Origin of the sequence: Streptacidiphilus cavernicola (assembly GCF_042510955.1) — a bacterium.
Classification (GTDB): Bacteria; Actinomycetota; Actinomycetes; order Streptomycetales; family Streptomycetaceae; genus Streptacidiphilus; species Streptacidiphilus cavernicola.
Genome location: NZ_JBHFAB010000015.1, coordinates 119,589 through 135,423 on the forward strand (window position 1 = coordinate 119,589; position 15,835 = coordinate 135,423).

Here is a 15,835-nt window from a genome sequence, read left to right on the forward strand (position 1 = left end):
CCCGTGCGATACCCGTGCGCTGACGCGTGCGTGCCAGGCAGGCGCGCATGCCCGCCCGGGTGCCGAAGCCTGCAAGGAGGACGATCCATGACCACCGTGGAGCCGACCGACACCCTGACCTTCCCCGCCGCCCGCGGCGGCTGCCCGTTCGCCCCGCCGCCCGCCTACCAGCAGGCCATGGAGCAGCGGCCGGTCACCCCCGTCTCGCTCTGGGACGGCTCCCGCGCCTGGCTGGTGACCCGGCACGAGGACGTCCGCGCCGTCCTCGGGGACAGCCGGTTCAGCTCCGACGCCCGGCACTCCGGCTTCCCGTTCCTCAGCGCCGGACGCCGCGAACTGGCGGTGCAGAAGCCGTCCTTCATCCGGATGGACGACCCCGAGCACGCCCGGCTCAGGCGCATGCTGACCGGCGACTTCATCATCAAGCGGGTGGAGGCGCTGCGCCCGGAGATCCAGAGCATCGTCGACGGCTTCCTGGACGGGATGACCGCGCACCGGCCCCCGGCCGACCTGGTCCAGGAGTTCGCGCTGCCGGTGCCCTCCCTGGTGATCTGCCTGCTGCTCGGCGTCCCCTACCAGGACCACGACTTCTTCCAGCAGCACAGCCGGATCCTGCTCGACAACCGCACCTCGGCCGAACAGGTCCGCCAGGCGCGGGACGAACTGACCCGCTATCTGGAGGAGTTGGCGGAGCGCAAGGAACGGGAGCCGGACCAGCAGATCATCAGCCGACTGGTCGGGCGCGGCGACCTCAGCCGTAGCGAGGTGGCGAGCATGAGCCTGCTGCTCCTGGTCGCCGGCCACGAGACGACCGCCAACATGACCGCGCTGGGGACGCTGGCGCTGCTCCGCGAACCGGCCCAACTGGCGCGTCTCCGCGAGGACCCGACGCTGATCAAGGGCGCGGTGGAGGAGCTGCTCCGCTACCTCAGCATCGTCCAGAGCGGCGTCACCCGGGTCGCCCTGGAGCCGGTCCGGATCGGCGCGGTGACCGTCGCGGCGGGGGAGGGAGTGGTGTGCATGCTGTCCACGGCCAACCGGGACGAGGCGGCGTTCCCGGGGGCCGAACAGCTCGACGTGGGGCGCGAGGCCAGGCGTCACGTCGCCTTCGGCTTCGGCGTGCACCAGTGCCTGGGCCAGCCGCTGGCCCGGCTGGAACTGCAGATCGCCCTGGACACCCTGTTCCGGCGGCTGCCGACGCTGCGGCTGGCGGTGCCGGTCGAGGAGATCCGGTTCCGCGACGACACGGTCGTCTACGGGGTGGAGGCCCTGCCGGTCGCCTGGTAGGAGCGGGCCCCGGGAGCGCCCCGGAACGCCTTGATCCGTCGTCCGACACACGTTTCTGATGTGTCGTCGGATCGACCCATCCGAAGCCGCCGCGGTTTCGAATGCCTCCATGGCACGGGGTCGGCGGTGTGGGCGGGGCGTAGTAGGGGGTGCTGATGGACGGGTCGCAGGCCGGCGAGGTGATGGTGCAGATCGGTGCCATGGGCTACGGGAGCCACTGCTGCGTCGTGTCCGACGACGACGAGATCACCCGGCTCGCTGTGACCGGCTACGTCCGGGACGGGCTCGCCGCCGGGGACCGGGTCCTGTGCGTGCTGGGGATGCGGGAGCGGTCCTGGCTCGAAGAGGCGCTGACCGCGGCGCGGATCGAGCTGCCGCGGCACGAGGGTGACGGGTCGTTGGTCATCGCCGACATGGGCGCCGTTCCGATGTGGCAGGGGCCGTTCTCCGCGCCCGCCGCCGCCCAGGTCATGTTCGACGCCATCGACGCGGCCGTGGGGGACGGCTTCCGCGGGCTGCGGGTGTGCTCGGACATGAGCTGGGCGGCGATCCACCCGGTGCCGGGGGAGGGCCTGGCGGAGATGGAGCAGCTGATCCAGACCGGGTTGGAGTGCCGGGCCGGGATGGGGCTGTGCCTCTACGATCCGGGCCAGTTCACCGCGGAACAGCTGCGCCGGTGCGCGGAGCGGCACGCCCTGGTCGCCGGTCCCGGCCGGGCCGGGGTGCCCTGCCTGCAGATCCTGCAGACCGTCAGGGGGCTGCGGCTGATCGGCGAGGCCGACCTGACCACTCAGGAGCAACTGAGGACGGCACTGCGGCAGGCCGCCGACCGGATCCCGGGCGACGTCGACGTGCTGGTCGACCTGTCGTCGCTCGCCTTCGCCGACGCCAGCGCGGTGGACGTGCTGCTGGACGCGGGCTCCCGGCTCGGCTACGGGCGGCGGCTGGTGCTGCGCTCGGCCTCGCCGACCGTGCGCCGGGTCCTGGCCGTCCTGGACCGCGGCCGGATCAGCGGCATCCGGGTGGAAGCGGCTCCGGGCGCGGTGAATCCCGACTCGGCGGACCCGGACGCGGGAGGAGCGCGATGAGCCACTCCGAACCGGGCCGCGACGACGAACCCCTGGACGTCCTGCTGATCGACGCGAGTGATCTGGCGATGGTCCGCGCCCGGGTCCGGATGCGCTCGCTGGTGCTGGGCCTGACCTGCGACCGTGCCGCGGACCTGGTCCTGGCCGTGCACGAGATCGCGGTCGCCGCCTTCGCCGCCGACCCCCGGCCCACCCTGCTCTCGGTGATCGCCGCGCCGGAGGGCGTGTGCTGCGAGTTCCGCGACCCGGAACCGGACGGCTCCCCACCCCGGGTGCCCGCGCCCAGGCTGACCGATCCGGCGATGACCCGGGGCCGCGGCTGGCGGCTGGCCGCCGCGCTGTGCGACGAAGTCGTGCGCGCCGTGGACGGGACGACGATCCGGGTCACCATGCGGACCTTCCTGACACCGTCCCAGAGCGACGCCGGGAGCCACCGCTCACAGCCCGGCGACTGACCGGCGCCGACCCCTGCCGACCACTGGCGATCAGCGCTGGTCGAAGCGTCCGGCTCTGGTGAACAATGCGGGCATGACCGAACTCCTGCCCGGTGCCCATGTCCCGGTTCCCCCTGGCCCGTTGACCCTGGTGGTGCGCTGGTCCTGCGGCTCGGTGCTGGACGCCTCGGCCGTGCTGGTGGGCCCGAACGGCAAGGTCAGGACGGACGCTGACCTGGTGTTCTACAACCAGCCCGAGGCCGAGGGCGGCGCGGTACGGCACCAGGGCGGCGGCCCGGGACGGCAGTCCCTGCTGGTGCGGCCCGAGCAACTGCCCGCGAGCGTGGAGCGGGTGGTGCTCGCGGCCACCCTGGACGGCGGCAGCTTCGGCGACGTGCGCGAGCTGGCGATGGAGCTGCACGACGCCGGCGGCGCGGTCGCCGCCGTCTTCCCGGTGCGGACGGCGGGCAAGGAGACGCTGATGCTGCTCGGCGAGGTCTACCGGCGCCAGGGGGCCTGGCGGTTGCGGGCCCTCGGCCAGGGCTACGACACCGGGCTGGCCGGGCTGGCCGCGGACTTCGGCGTCGCGGTGGACGAGGAGCTGCCGGCGGGAGCCGTGGCCCCCGCCGCTGACCCGGTCTCGCTGCGCAAGGAGATCGTGCGGGTGAACCTGGCCAAGCGGGGCGCGGCCGGGGTGCGCGCCCGGGTCGCGCTGGTGCTCGACCGGTCGGGCTCGATGCGCCCGCTCTACAACGGCGGCACGGTGGGCCGCCTGGTGGAGCGGATGGCCCCGGTCGCCGCCGTGGTGGACGACGACAGCTCCCTGGACGCCTGGATCTTCGCGGACCGCTGCGCCCGGCTGCCCACGCTGACCATTCCCGGACTGGCCGACTGGATCGAGCGCAACGTCTACATCCGCTCGGGGCAGCGCCAGCTCCCGGAGCTCCCCGGCGGGCGGTCCCGGGTCCCCGACCACCTGGTGGACGTCTTCGGCGGCAACAACGAGCCCGAGGTGATCCGCGACATCCTGGCCTACTACGCCGAGCGGCCCGGTGATCCGGTGCTGGTGCTGTTCTTCTCCGACGGCGGTGTCAACCGCAGCCGGCAGATCCAGGACCTCCTCACCGAGGCTGCCACGCAACCGCTGTTCTGGCAGTTCATCGGCCTGGGCAGGTCCGAGTACGGCATCCTGGAGCGCTTCGACACCCTGCCCGGACGGGTGGTCGACAACGCCGGGTTCTTCCAGGTGGACGACTTCGACCAGGTCACCGACGCGGAGCTGTACGACCGCCTGCTGAGCGAGTTCCCGCAGTGGCTGACCGAGGCCCGCCGACTCGGCATCGTCCGAAGGCCCTGAGCGGACCGCACCGGCCTATGCTCGACGGCATGACTGTTCTGCGGATGGACAATGTCGCCATCGTCGTCGCCGACCTGGACGCGGCTGTCGCGTTCTTCACCGAACTGGGCATGGAACTGGAGAACAAGGCACAGATCGAAGGCGTCTGGGCGGACCGCACGGTCGGCCTCGACGGCATCCGGAGCGAGATCGCGATGATGCGGACCCCGGACGGCCACAGCAAGCTGGAGCTGACCACGTACCACGCCCCCGCGCTGTCCGGGGCCGGGGCGGAGAACCCGCCGCCCAACACGCTGGGCCTGCACCGGGTGATGTTCGCCGTGGACGACCTCGACGACACGGTTGCCCGCCTGCGCGGCCACGGTGCGGAGCTGCTCGGCGAGGTGGTCCGGTACCAGGACACGTTCCTGCTCTGCTACCTGCGGGGCCCCGCGGGCGTCATCGTCGCCCTGGCCGAGCAGATCGGGTAGTAAGCATTCACTCACCCGCCAGCGGGCGAGACCAGGGTGGCCAGGACGGCGCCCCCGGCGTCGTAGACCCGGATCGTCAGTCCCGGGAACACCCCGGGGCTGGGCGGCGGCGGCCCGACGACATAACCGGCGGCATAGCCGGGAGGTCCAGCCAGGACCACCAGCTGGACCGGGTAGTCGCGGCCCTGCACGGTGAGGGTCATCCGCGCGGCCGGTACCGGGCCGGTGTAGAGCGGGGCGTAGACGGTGCCGTGCTGGTCGGCGCGGTTCTCGGAACTGACGCTGCCCGCGGACCGGTTGTCGCCGGCGACGTTGTCGCACTGCCAGGCCGCGCCGCGCTGGAGCAGGCAGACGCGGGTGGGCTCCAGTCGCATCTGCTCGCCGTCGCCGACGGCGAAGGGCTGTCCGGGCGCGACGACCCGGACGGCGGGCGCCGACATCACTGGGGTCGCTGGGGGGTGGTCCGCGGTGAGCCGTCCGTCGGGCGCGGTGGGTCCGGTGGGCGCGGGGGGACGTGTCGGGCTGTCGGGCCCCCGGTCCTGGTTCGCCGCGGCCATCACCACGGCGCAGGCCGCGACCGCGGCGACCACCGGAAGCGTCGCGGCGAGCCTGCGCGCCCGGCGGTGTCCGGCGGCCCGCTCTCTGACCTCGGCGGGTTGCCACGGGGACGGTTCGACGCCGCGCACGGCCTCGCGCAGGGCGTGCCGGACCCGGTCCTCGGCAGCGGGCAGGTCGGGTTCCGCGGCACCGCCGTCGTACGGCGGCTGCTGCGGTGGCTGTGACGGCTGCTGTGACGGCGTGGTCAACGCCCGTCCTCCTCTCCTGCGGCCAGGGCGGCCAGGGCCGGGTGTCCCCGTAGTTTGCGCAGGCCGCGGCTGGCCTGGCTTTTCACATTGCCGGGGGAGCAGCCCAGGATCTCGGCGACCTGATGCTCACTCAGGTCCTCCCAGTAGCGCAGCACGACCACCGCGCGCTGTCGCGGCGGCAGCTCGGCGAGCGCCGACAGGAGCAGGGCGCGCTGTTCCACCTGGTCGTGCGGGGCCTCGCGGGGGCGGTCGGGGACGACGGAGGTGAGCAGGTGCACCACGCGGCGCTTGCGGAAGCGGCTGAGGTTGTTGTTGACCAGGGCGCGGTGGACGTAGGCGTCGGGTTCGTCGAGCCGACTGATCCGGCTCCAGGCCAGGTAGACCTTGGCCAGGGTGGCCTGCACCACGTCCTCCGCCTCGTGCAGGTCGCCGGTGAGCAGGTAGGCGGTGTGCACCAGCCGGGGCCAGCGCGCCGCCGCGTAGCTGTCGAAGTCCCAGCGGGCCCCGGCCTCCACCGAGACCGAGGGCGCGGCTACCGGCCCGGAGCGCTCAGCGCGCCGGGCCGGCAGTCGTAGTGAGGGGGCGTCAGAGTTGGGCAAGAACCCGGCCTGCCCGGTCGAACACCGTCACCTGGGGAATGTCGCCCGGGTTGCTCAGCGGGGCGCCCCAGGCCCAACCGGTGGAGTAGCCGGGGTGTCCGGCCAGGGTGACGACCTGGACCCGGTAGGTCACCCCGCCGACCGTCACGGTCATCCTGGCCGCCTTGCCGGAGCCGAGGTAGAGCGGGGAGTAGACGGTGCCGGTGCTGTCCCCCTGGGTCTGCAGGCTCACCGAGTCGGGGGCCTGGTTGCCGTCGACGACGCTCTTGCAGCTCCAGGCGTCGGGGGCGCCGAAACAGCGGTCGGTCCTGTTGAGCTGCAGGTCGACGCCGTGCCCGGTGTCCACCACCTGCCCGGGGCGGACGACCTCGACCCGCGGGCTCCGGGGGGCGGTGCCCGCGGTGGCGGTGCCCGCCGCGCTGGCCGTGCCCGCGGCGGTCAGGGTGACGGCGGCGGTCGCGGCCAGGACGGTGGCGATGACGTTCTTGCTCGGGTACATCGTGCTCCTCGGCGTTCTCAGTTGACGGTGGCGGTCGATGTCCGGCGGAGGGGCCCCTCTCCGACCTACTCACTCCCGCAGTGCCCGAAGTGGTTGCACGGACTGCCGAAGTGGGCCCCGACCCCGAGCAGGACTCAGCCCCGAGCAGGGCTCAGCGCCTGAGGGTGAAGGTGAAGTCGCTGGTGGCCTGCCGCCCAGCCGGACCGGTATCCGCGCCGCTCCACTGGTTTTTTGGGGCGGCGCGGTCAGTGCGCCCCCGGTCAGCCCAGCCGGAAGTGCTGTGCCGCCGTGCCGTTGCAGTCGTACAGCTGGAGCACGTCACCGGACTGCTCGGCATCGTCGCGGTCGTCGAGGCAGCGGCCGGAGGCGGGGTTGAACAGGGTCCCGTCGGCGCGGGTGACCCAGGTCTGCGCACCGGTCCCGTCGCAGTCCCACAGCTGGACCGGGGTCCCGTTCGCGGTCGCGCCGCCCGTGGCGTCCAGGCACTTGCCGAAGTCGCGCAGGGTCCGGTCGCCCGGCGCCGACCAGCGCTGGGCGTCGGTGCCGTTGCAGCCGGACAGTTGGACCGCGGTCGCCGAGGACGGGTCGGCATTGGCCACGTCCACGCACAGCCCGGCCGGCCCGGTGACCTGTCCCGGCGGCGGCTTCCAGAGCTGCGCCGCGGTGCCGTTGCAGTCGTAGAGCTGCAGTTGCACCGCGCCCGGCGTGGTGTTCCCGTTCGGGACGTCCAGGCAGCGGCCCGAGGCCGGGTTGACCAGGGTGCCGTCCGACCCGTGCGACCAGGCCTGGGCGGCCGTTCCGGCGCAGGCGGCGATCCCGACCGGGGTGTTGTTCGCGGTGCCGCCGCCGCTGACGGTCAGGCACTTCCCGAGCACCCGGACGGTGTTGTCGGCCTGGTAGGAGAGCGTCTGGGCGGCCGTGTGGTTGCAGCCCCACAGCTGGACCGCGGTGCCGTCGGCGGTGAGGCCGCCCCGCACGTCCAGGCACAGGCCGCCGTCGCCGAGGACCTCGCCCGCGGTCGGGTTGCCGGTGCCGCTGCCGGAGAGGGTGACCGTGTGCGCGGAGCCCAGCGGCAGCGCCGCGGTGGTCACCGTGACGGTCCGTCGGTTCCCGTTCCAGGACCACGCCGTCTCCGGCACCTGGACGCCGTCGACCAGCACCGCGCCGGGAGCCGTGGTGTTGGACAGCCGCAGCGTGTACGCCCGGGAGGTCGGCGCACCGGCGTAACCGCCGGTCTGCGCGCCCACGGTGAGCGTGCGCGCGGCGTCGTTCCAGGACAGCGGGGCGGAGCTGGACTGCCCGCTCTGGTAGCCGGTGCCCTCGCCCGCGTCCTGGTAGAGCGAGAAGCTCCCGTCGGCCCCGGCGGCGACGTTCACGGTCAGTTGGGTGAGCGGGCGCTGCGCCTGGTCGTTCACGTAGTCGGTCCTGGTCGGCAGGATGCCGCCGGCCTTGACCAGCACCGGCAGCTGCGACAGCGGGTCGGTGATGGTCACCGTCGCCGGGCCGGTGTAGCTGCGGCCGGTGAAGTAGTCGGTCCAGCTGCCCGGCGGCACCCAGACCTGGGCCGAGCCGTTGCCCGAGGCGTCGTCGGGCGTGGTGATCGGCGCGACCAGGACGTCGTCCCCGTACAGGTACTCGCCGGTGGCGCTGTAGGCCGCCGACTCGGCCGGGTAGTCCAGATAGAGCGGCTGGACGATCGGGACGCCGGTGCTGTGGGCCTGCTGCGCCAGCGTGTAGGTGTACGGCACCAGGGACTCGCGCAGCCGCAGTGAGGACTCGGCGCTGGCCGCCGCCGCGCCGGTGTAGTTCCAGGGCAGCCGGTCGCCGTGGTCCGAGTGCAGCCGGTCGACCGGCTGGAACACCCCGAGCTGCAGCCAGCGCGCGTAGAGGTCGTCGGGGAGGTGCCCGCCGTGGAAGCTGCCGATGTCGTCGCTGATGTTGGACAGCCCGGCCGCGGCCTCGTCCGGGGTGAAGCGGGCCTCGAAGGCCAGCATGTCCCAGGTGGCCGGGGTGTCCCCGGTGAACTGCATCGTGTTGCGGCGCTCGGACCAGGGGCCGATGGCGTAGTTGCTGTCGTCGCCGCCCTGCTCCGAGCCGCCGATCCGGGCGAAGGAGAACCCGCGCAGGCCCTTGGCTGCGCCGTCGTCGGCGTAGGCCTGGTTGATCAGGTTGTCCGGCGCCACCTGCGGGTCGGAGGCGGTGGAGCCGCCGCAGTTGGTGCAGTAGTCGAGCCACCACTCGCGGACGCCCTGCTGCTCGAACGGCTGGTGCAGGGCGAAGTAGGAGGCCAGTTGGGCGGGCTTGGACCAGTCGAAGGCGTAGGTGGTGCCGCCGTCCGGGAGCAGCCCTCCGGCCTGGCTGTCGGCGGCGGCGAACTTGGGGTCGGCGCTGTCGATGGTGGGGTGGATGTTGAGCGCGAGGGAGAGGCCCTGCTGCTTGGTCCAGTCGAGGAAGGCCTGCGGGTCGGGGAACAGCGCCGGGTTCCAGTTCCAGCCGTTCCACTGGCTGGGTGACTTCCAGTCGGTGTCGGTGACCAGCCAGTCGATCGGGGTCTCGGTGCTGCGGAAGGCCGGGAGCAGGGTGTTCTCGTAGTCGGCGGTGGTGTAGGCGTAGTAGCGCGAGTACCAGACGCCGTAGGCGGACTCGGGCAGCAGCGCGGTGCCGCCGGTCAGCGTGTTGAGGTCGGCCAGGCCCTGCTTGTAGTTCTGGCCGTACCCGAAGAAGTAGCCGTCCTGGTAGGGCTGTCCGCCGTGTCCGGGGCGGTCGGTGACGGTGTGTCCGCTGCTGAGCAGCGCGGTGCGGGTGTCGTCCAGCAGGTACCAGCCGTCGCGGTCCAGGATGCCCGGGTGCTCCGGCACCGGCAGGGTCTCCGGGTTGTCCAGGGTCCGGGACCAGCCGCCGAGGGTGTCGGTCGGGCCCGCCCCGTAGCCGGTGCTGGTGAGCGCGGTCGACGCGGCGGGGTAGGCGGTGGTGGAGACCGGGGTGACCGCGATGCTGTCGATGTTGACCTTGCCGGTGTCACCGGCCGCCTGGAGCAGGCCCACGGTGTCGGTGCCCGCCGTCAGGTTCACCGTCACCGAGGCGGTGGACCAGGCGTTCCAGGACGAGGTGACCGGGAGGCTGAGCGCGGGTCCCGACCCGCCGTTGATCCGGGTGGACAGGCTCCCGGTGCTGCCGTTGGCGTTGGAGTAGCGCACCGACAGCCGGTAGCTGCCGGTGGCCGGCACCAGCGAGACGTCCTGCGAGACCCCGCTGCCGGTGCCCTGGAATCCGGCGACGAAGCCCGAGCCGGTGTGCCCGGTGTGGTCGTAGGCCGCCGCCGCCATCCCGCTGAACTGGCCGTCCTCGGCCTCGCAGGCGGAGTCGACGGTGCAGAAGGAGGGGAACGACGGCGCGGCCTGGACGCCGGGGGCGCCCCCGCTGCCGGTGAGCGTGACCGAGACATTGGCCGGGGTGAACGGCCCGCTGCCCTCCCGGTAGCGCAGGGTGAGACCGCTGGTGCGGATCTCCCGGTAGCCGTCCGCGCTGACGTCGGTGCTGAAGGCGGGGACCGGGAACGCGCGGTTGACGGCGGTGAAGGTGGTCCCGTCCTGGAAGGCGCCGTCCCCGGCGTACTCCATCCGGACCAGGGTCGGGCTGAGCACCTCGAACCGGGCGTTGCCGTCGGTCACGACGTTGCTCGCGGCCTGGACCGGCGGCGCGGACGCCAACCCGGTCGCCGCCAGGGTGAGCAGGAGAGCGAGACAGCTCCCGGCCGAGAGGAACGCGGACCGCATCAGGGGGGCCTCCGATCGGACGGGAAGAACCAGTGTCTTGTCATGTCCCTTTAAGCGTCAACGCTCCCGACGAAGAAGCACGGATGCGGGGCCGCGATACGGCAGGATGATCGGCATGACTGGCATGAGCCCTTCCCTCGCCCCCAACGGCTCTGCCGGCTCCGGCAGTTCTCATGACGGCTCCGCCGTTCCCACCCGCCTCGGCCGGCTGAGCGGGACCGAGCAGCGGATCTGGGACGCCTTCCCGCTGGGGGAGCCGGTCGACCTGCGCACCGGCGACCCCGCCCGGGACGATCCGGCCGAGGCCGCCCACTGGTCCGCCGACCGCACCGTCCGCGGGGAGGTGCTGGCCGCGCTGCTGCTCGGCGCCCGCCCGGCCGCGCCGGGGGCAGTCGCGGCGGTCCGGCTGGTCGGCGCCCGGATCAGCGGGGACCTGCGGATCGACCACGGCCTCGTCTCCGCGCTGCTGCACCTGCGCGGATGCCGGGTCGACGGCCGGATCGACCTCGACGGCGCCACCACCGGGGCGATCGACCTGCGCGGCTCCCGGCTGACCCGGATCAGTGCCTACGGAGCCGTGGTCAAGGGCCAGTTGGACCTGAGCGACACGGTGATCACCGGCCTGGCCGACGGTCCCGGCCGCGGCCTGAGCGCCGTCCACGGGGACGGGGCCCGGATCGAGGGCGGCCTGTTCGCCTCGCGGGCCCAGGTCACCGGCTCGTTCTGCCTGATCAACGCACAGGTCGGCGGCCAGCTGACGCTGGTCGACGCGCGGCTGTTCAACACCTCCGCCGACGGCAAGTCCTTCAACGGCGGCGGCATCAGGATCGGCCGCAGCCTGCTGGCCCAGGGGCTCTGGGCCAAGGGCGAACTGCGGCTGCCGGGCGCGCACATCGGCAGCTCCCTGGTGCTGAACGGAGCCCGCCTGGACGGCCTCGGCGGGGTCGCGCTGCACGCCGACGACCTGCTGGTGGCCAGTGAGGCCACCTTCCGCACCCACAGCAGGGGCCGCAGCCGCCGCGCCTTCACCGCCGTCGGCACGGTGCGGCTGCCGTGGTCCCGCTTCGGCAACGACCTGGACCTGCGCGGCGCCCGGCTGACCCCGTCGGCGGACCAACCCGCGCTGGAGGCCGAACGCATCCTGGTCGAGGGCAGCCTGCGGCTCGGCGGCGGCTTCCGCACCGACGGCGAGATCCGGCTCACCGCCGCCCGGATCACCAGCCACCTCGACCTGACCGGGATGTCCAGCCCGGACGCCCTGCTGACGCTCTACACGGCCTGCGCCGAGGGCGGCATCCAGGAGGACGCCGCCTCCTGGCCGTCCCGGCTGAACCTGGACGGCTTCACCTACGGCGGCTTCACCGCCTACCGGGAGGCCTCGGCCCGGCTGGCGCTGATGCGACGTCAGGTGCGGCGGAACGACGAGACCCGGAGCGGCGCCTACCGGGCGCAGCCCTACGAGCAACTGGCCTCCTACTACCGCTCGCTCGGCGAGGACGGCGAGGCCAGGACGGTGCTGCTGGCCAAGCAGCGGGCGCTCCGGTCCAAACTGCCGTGGTGGCGCCGGGTGCCGGGCCGGGTGCTCGACGCCCTGGTCGGCTACGGCTACCGGCCGCTGCGGGCGATCGGCTGGGCCGCCGCGCTGCTGACCGCGAGCAGCGTCTACTTCAGCCGGGTCCGGCCGGACCACGTCGCCTCCGACGACCACTCGGTGTTCAACCCGGTGCTGTACTCCGCCGACCACCTGGTGCCGGTGATCCACTTCGGCCAGCCCGACGTCTGGCAGTACCACGGCGTTCCGGCCGTGGTCACCGTGCTGCTCACGGTCCTCGGCTGGACCCTGGGCATCGCCATCGCCGCGGCGGCGAGCCGCACCCTCACCCGCAACTGACGGTCCCTCGGACACGTCCGGCTCCAGCGCCGCGACAGGTCCCGCTCCAGCTCCGATCCCTACGGTTCTCGGTTGTGCGGATTTCCTCGCACAGCGATCTGCCTGGAACGCCGAGGGGGAGGTCTCATGCGCGGCGCGGGTTCGGCACGGGACTTCTGGCTCTACTGGACCGCGGGGACCTCCGACGAGCTGGGCAGCCAGGTCTCCGGTCTGGTCCTTCCGGTCTTCCTGCTGAGCGCGGGCTACTCGCCGGGTCTGGTCGGCCTGTTCGTGGCCGTCGCCGGACTGGGCGGCCTCGCCGCCGGTCCGGTGGCGGCGGTGCTGGCGGACCGGGCCTCGCGCAGGCCGACGATGGTCTGGTCGGCGGTCGCCGCGGGCTGCGCAATGGGATCGTTCTGCCTCGCGGTGGCCCTCGGCCACCCGACCGTCCCGCAGCTGGCCGCGGTGGTGCTGGTGGAACGGATCGCCACCTCCTGCTACGCGGCGGCCGCGGGCGGCACCGTCGCCGCGCTCACCGCCCCGGCCGAGTACCCGCGCGCGGTGGCCCGGCTCCAGGCGGGGGAGCAGGGCGCGACGGTGCTGGGACCCGCGTTGGCCGGGGTCCTGTTCCAACTCGCGCGCTGGCTGCCGTTCCTGGCCGACGCCGGGTCCTACCTGGTCACCGCGCTGTGTGTGCGCTCCATCCGCGCGGAACTGACGCTCCGTGAGCCGGCGGACGCCGAGGAGCCGGGGGAGCCCGGGGAGTCGGCGCAGGACGCGCCGTCCCTGGCCAGTGAGCTGGGCGCCGGGCTGCGGTTCGTCCGCGGCAACCCGTTCCTGCGGTTCCTGCTGTGGTGGACCGTCGGCGTCAACGCGATGCTCTCCGCCCTCTACTACCTCGCGGTGTTCACCCTCGCCGGTCAGCACCACGGCCACGGCAGCGGGGCGACCGGCACGGTCCTGGCGGTGTCCGGCGCCGCCGGACTGCTCGGGGCACTGGCCGCCCCGCGGCTGGCCCGCCGGATCCCGGCGGCCCACATCGTGGTGGCGGCCTCCTGGGCGATCGTGCCGGTGGCCGCCGCGCTCGCCTTCACCACCAGGGCCTGGGCGTTCGGACTGCTGCTCGGCGCGGTCTCGCTGATGGTCCCCTCGGTGGCGGTGATGCTGCAGGCCCGCGCGGTGCTGGTCACCGAGCCCGGTCTGCAGGCCCGGGTCGGCACGGTGCTCGGCACCGCCTCCGCGGTCGTCGCGGCCGTGGTCCCGGCGGGGGTCGGCCTGCTGGCCGACCGGACCGGCAGCACCGGGGTGGGGCTGACCTGCGCGGTGCTGCTGACCCTGCTGGCGCTGCGCACCACGACCGGCACCGCCCGCTGGAACACCACCCCGACCGGCCCCGGCCCCGCCATCGGACATGACTGTGCCACCGCCCCGGTCATGGCGGCGGCGGAGCCCGGGGAGCAGCGATGAGCAGTCCAGCGCCCGGCCTCGGCTACCAGGTCTACCGCCCGGTGCTGCCGCTGCCCTCGCCGTCGGCCCCGCACCTGATGGTCTTCACCGGCGACGCCGACGGCCGCTGCGAGGTCTTCACCTGGGACGGCAGGACGTCCACCGCACGCCAGGTGACGGACCGTCCGCACGGCACGCTGCACTGCGCCGTGGACGCCGACGGCGCGGTCTGGTGGTTCGACGAGGACCTCGGCGGGACCGGCCGCTGGCAGGTGCAGCCGTTCGGCGGCGGTCCCGACACCCCCGCGCTGACCGGGGTGGCCCCGGGACGGCACCGCGGCCTGGCGATGAGCGCCGTCGGCACCGTGGCGATGGGACTCAGCGACGGGCAGGCGCTCACCGTCACGCTCGGACGCCGCGGCGGACCCGGCGCCGCGCTGCTGCGCACCGACGACCGGGCGACGCTGATCGACCTCTCCCCGGACGGCGGCCTGCTGGTGCTCGGCCGCGGCGCGGCGAGCGAGCGGGCGGTCACCGTGCTGACCTCGACGGGCCGTCAGCTCGCCACCCTGTCCGGCCGGGAGGGACGGATCTGGGCCCTCGGCTTCGCCCCCGCCGCGCCGGAGACCCCGGAGACCTCGGAGACCCCGGACCGCGAACCCGAACTGCTCCTGGTGGCCGAATCCGACTCCGGGGAGACCTACCATCTCGCCTCCTGGACCCGGTCCCGCGGCCTGGAACCGCACCGCTGGTGCGCCTTCGACAGCGAGATCACCGCCCACTGGTACCCCGGGGGACGCCAGGTGCTGGTCCGTCAGGACCGCCACGGGCGCAGCCGGCTGCTCCGGGTCGACCTCGACCGGCGCAGCCGGACGCCCGTCGCCGTCCCCGCGGGCACGGTGCTGGACGCCGCCCCCCGCGCCGACGGGGACCTGCACTACCTCTGGACCGACGCGGTCACCCCGCCCCGGGCGGTCTCCCTGCTCGGCGCCCCGCTCCCCGGGTCGTTCCCGGCGGCGGACGACCCCGGCGTCCCCGGCCGCACCCTCGACCTGTGGACCCCGGGCCCCGACGGCCCGGTGCACACCCTGGTCACCCACCCCGACCCGGAAGGCCCGCCGCCGCCGCTGGTGTTCCTGGTCCACGGCGGCCCGGCCGACCACGACCGGGACGCCTACGACCCCGCCGTGCACTCCCTGGTCGCCTCCGGCTTCGCCGTCGCCCGGGTCAACTACCGCGGCTCCACCGGCTACGGGCCGCGCTGGTGCCGGGCCTTCGGGGAGGGGGTCGGCCTGACCCAGGTGGCCGACCTGGCCCGGGTCCGCGCGGACCTGCTGGACCGCGGGCTGGCCCGGCCCGACGCGGTCGGCCTGTGGGGGGTGTCCTGGGGCGCCTACCTGGTGCTGCTGGCCCTCGGCAGCCGGCCCGGACTGTGGCAGGCCGGGGTGGCGGTGAAGCCGATCGCGGACTGCGCGATGGCCTTCGCGGACGGCACGGCCGCGCTGCGGGCGCTGGACGCCGAACTCTTCGGCGGAACCCCGGCCGAGGTGCCCGAGCGCTACGCCCGCTCCTCGCCGTCCAGCTACGCCGCCGCGGTGCGCGCCCCGCTGCTGCTGGTGGCCGCCCGACGGGACGTCAAGTGCCCTCCGGCGCAGGTCGAGGCGTATCTCGCCGCCCTGCGCGCGCACGCCGTGCCGCACCTGGCCCACTGGTTGGACACCGGCCACGACGGCCACGACGGCGGCGAGCACGTGGAGGTGCTGCGCCGGGCGGTCACCTTCCTGGGGCGGACCCTGCTGTCCCGCCGCACCGGGACCCACCTGCTTCCCGCTCCGCCTCCGGGCGGGGACGGGGGGAGCGTCCGGAGCACCGGCCGCTCCGGGCAACGAGACCGGGGGAGGAGGTGACCACCATGCAGAAGGACGTCATCAACAACGACCCGCTGGAAGGCGACGAGGAGAACCGCAAGCCGGGGATCGGGATCAAGATCACAATCCCCTTCCGCTCCGTCGAGGAGCCGGAGGAGGACTGACAGCGCCGGTCGGCCCGGTCCCCCACGACCGGGACGACCGCAAGCCGCCGCCGCGCTCCGGGGCTCCCGCACCCGAGACCCGTGCTCCGGGCCCCGCACCCGAGACCCGTGCTCCGGGCCCCGCACCCGAGAACCGCAACCCCAGCCCGGTAAACCCAGCCCGGTAACCCT

12 protein-coding genes are annotated in these 15,835 nt (G+C 73.8%); 8 read left to right on the forward strand and 4 right to left on the reverse strand.

Annotation, left to right across the window (positions count from 1 at the left end; all coding sequences use genetic code 11):
* Positions 1 to 87 precede the first annotated feature (87 nt).
* From ACEZDE_RS20815 to ACEZDE_RS20835, 5 genes are all read left to right on the forward strand, one after another.
* Positions 88 to 1,287 carry a cytochrome P450 gene (locus ACEZDE_RS20815; protein WP_380537970.1) on the forward strand — a complete coding sequence of 400 codons (1,200 nt, stop codon included), beginning with the start codon at positions 88 to 90 and terminating at the stop codon, positions 1,285 to 1,287.
* Between the two features lie 155 nt (positions 1,288 to 1,442).
* Complete coding sequence (locus tag ACEZDE_RS20820; RefSeq protein WP_380537972.1) at positions 1,443 to 2,375, forward strand: MEDS domain-containing protein; 933 nt, start codon at positions 1,443 to 1,445, stop codon at positions 2,373 to 2,375.
* A complete protein-coding gene (locus ACEZDE_RS20825; RefSeq protein WP_380537974.1) occupies positions 2,372 to 2,830 on the forward strand; it encodes an ATP-binding protein in 459 nt (152 codons plus the stop codon). The genes ACEZDE_RS20820 and ACEZDE_RS20825 overlap by 4 nt, the downstream gene beginning before the upstream one ends.
* A gap of 73 nt (positions 2,831 to 2,903) precedes the next feature.
* Positions 2,904 to 4,166 carry a vWA domain-containing protein gene (locus ACEZDE_RS20830; RefSeq protein WP_380537976.1) on the forward strand — a complete coding sequence of 421 codons (1,263 nt, stop codon included), beginning with the start codon at positions 2,904 to 2,906 and terminating at the stop codon, positions 4,164 to 4,166.
* A gap of 29 nt (positions 4,167 to 4,195) precedes the next feature.
* The gene (locus ACEZDE_RS20835; protein ID WP_380537978.1) at positions 4,196 to 4,636 is read left to right on the forward strand and encodes a VOC family protein; all 441 of its coding nucleotides are present in this window, start codon (positions 4,196 to 4,198) and stop codon (positions 4,634 to 4,636) included.
* Between the two features lie 11 nt (positions 4,637 to 4,647).
* Here ACEZDE_RS20835 and ACEZDE_RS20840 read toward each other — a convergent pair whose 3' ends face one another.
* The 4 genes from ACEZDE_RS20840 to ACEZDE_RS20855 all read right to left on the reverse strand — a co-directional run bounded on the left by ACEZDE_RS20840 (position 4,648) and on the right by ACEZDE_RS20855 (position 10,316).
* Entirely contained in the window at positions 4,648 to 5,442 is a 795-nt protein-coding gene (locus ACEZDE_RS20840; RefSeq protein ID WP_380537980.1) for a hypothetical protein, read from the reverse strand.
* On the reverse strand, positions 5,439 to 5,957 hold the full coding sequence (locus ACEZDE_RS20845) for a SigE family RNA polymerase sigma factor (protein ID WP_380538061.1): 519 nt from the start codon (positions 5,955 to 5,957) through the stop codon (positions 5,439 to 5,441). The genes ACEZDE_RS20840 and ACEZDE_RS20845 overlap by 4 nt, the downstream gene beginning before the upstream one ends.
* 70 nt (positions 5,958 to 6,027) lie before the next feature.
* Positions 6,028 to 6,540, reverse strand: coding sequence for a hypothetical protein (locus tag ACEZDE_RS20850; RefSeq protein ID WP_380537982.1), 513 nt, complete (start codon positions 6,538 to 6,540; stop codon positions 6,028 to 6,030).
* Positions 6,541 to 6,800: 260 nt separating this feature from the next.
* Positions 6,801 to 10,316 carry a ricin-type beta-trefoil lectin domain protein gene (locus ACEZDE_RS20855; protein WP_380537984.1) on the reverse strand — a complete coding sequence of 1,172 codons (3,516 nt, stop codon included), beginning with the start codon at positions 10,314 to 10,316 and terminating at the stop codon, positions 6,801 to 6,803.
* 115 nt (positions 10,317 to 10,431) lie between these two features.
* On the opposite strand from ACEZDE_RS20855, the gene ACEZDE_RS20860 reads away from it, so the two are divergent.
* From ACEZDE_RS20860 to ACEZDE_RS20870, 3 genes are all read left to right on the forward strand, one after another.
* Complete coding sequence (locus ACEZDE_RS20860; protein WP_380537986.1) at positions 10,432 to 12,207, forward strand: hypothetical protein; 1,776 nt, start codon at positions 10,432 to 10,434, stop codon at positions 12,205 to 12,207.
* A 126-nt stretch (positions 12,208 to 12,333) separates the two neighbouring features.
* Entirely contained in the window at positions 12,334 to 13,653 is a 1,320-nt protein-coding gene (locus ACEZDE_RS20865) for an MFS transporter (RefSeq protein ID WP_380537988.1), read from the forward strand.
* Positions 13,650 to 15,539 carry a prolyl oligopeptidase family serine peptidase gene (locus ACEZDE_RS20870; RefSeq protein WP_380537990.1) on the forward strand — a complete coding sequence of 630 codons (1,890 nt, stop codon included), beginning with the start codon at positions 13,650 to 13,652 and terminating at the stop codon, positions 15,537 to 15,539. Before ACEZDE_RS20865 ends, ACEZDE_RS20870 begins: the two co-directional genes overlap by 4 nt.
* The last annotated feature ends 296 nt before the right edge of the window (positions 15,540 to 15,835 follow it).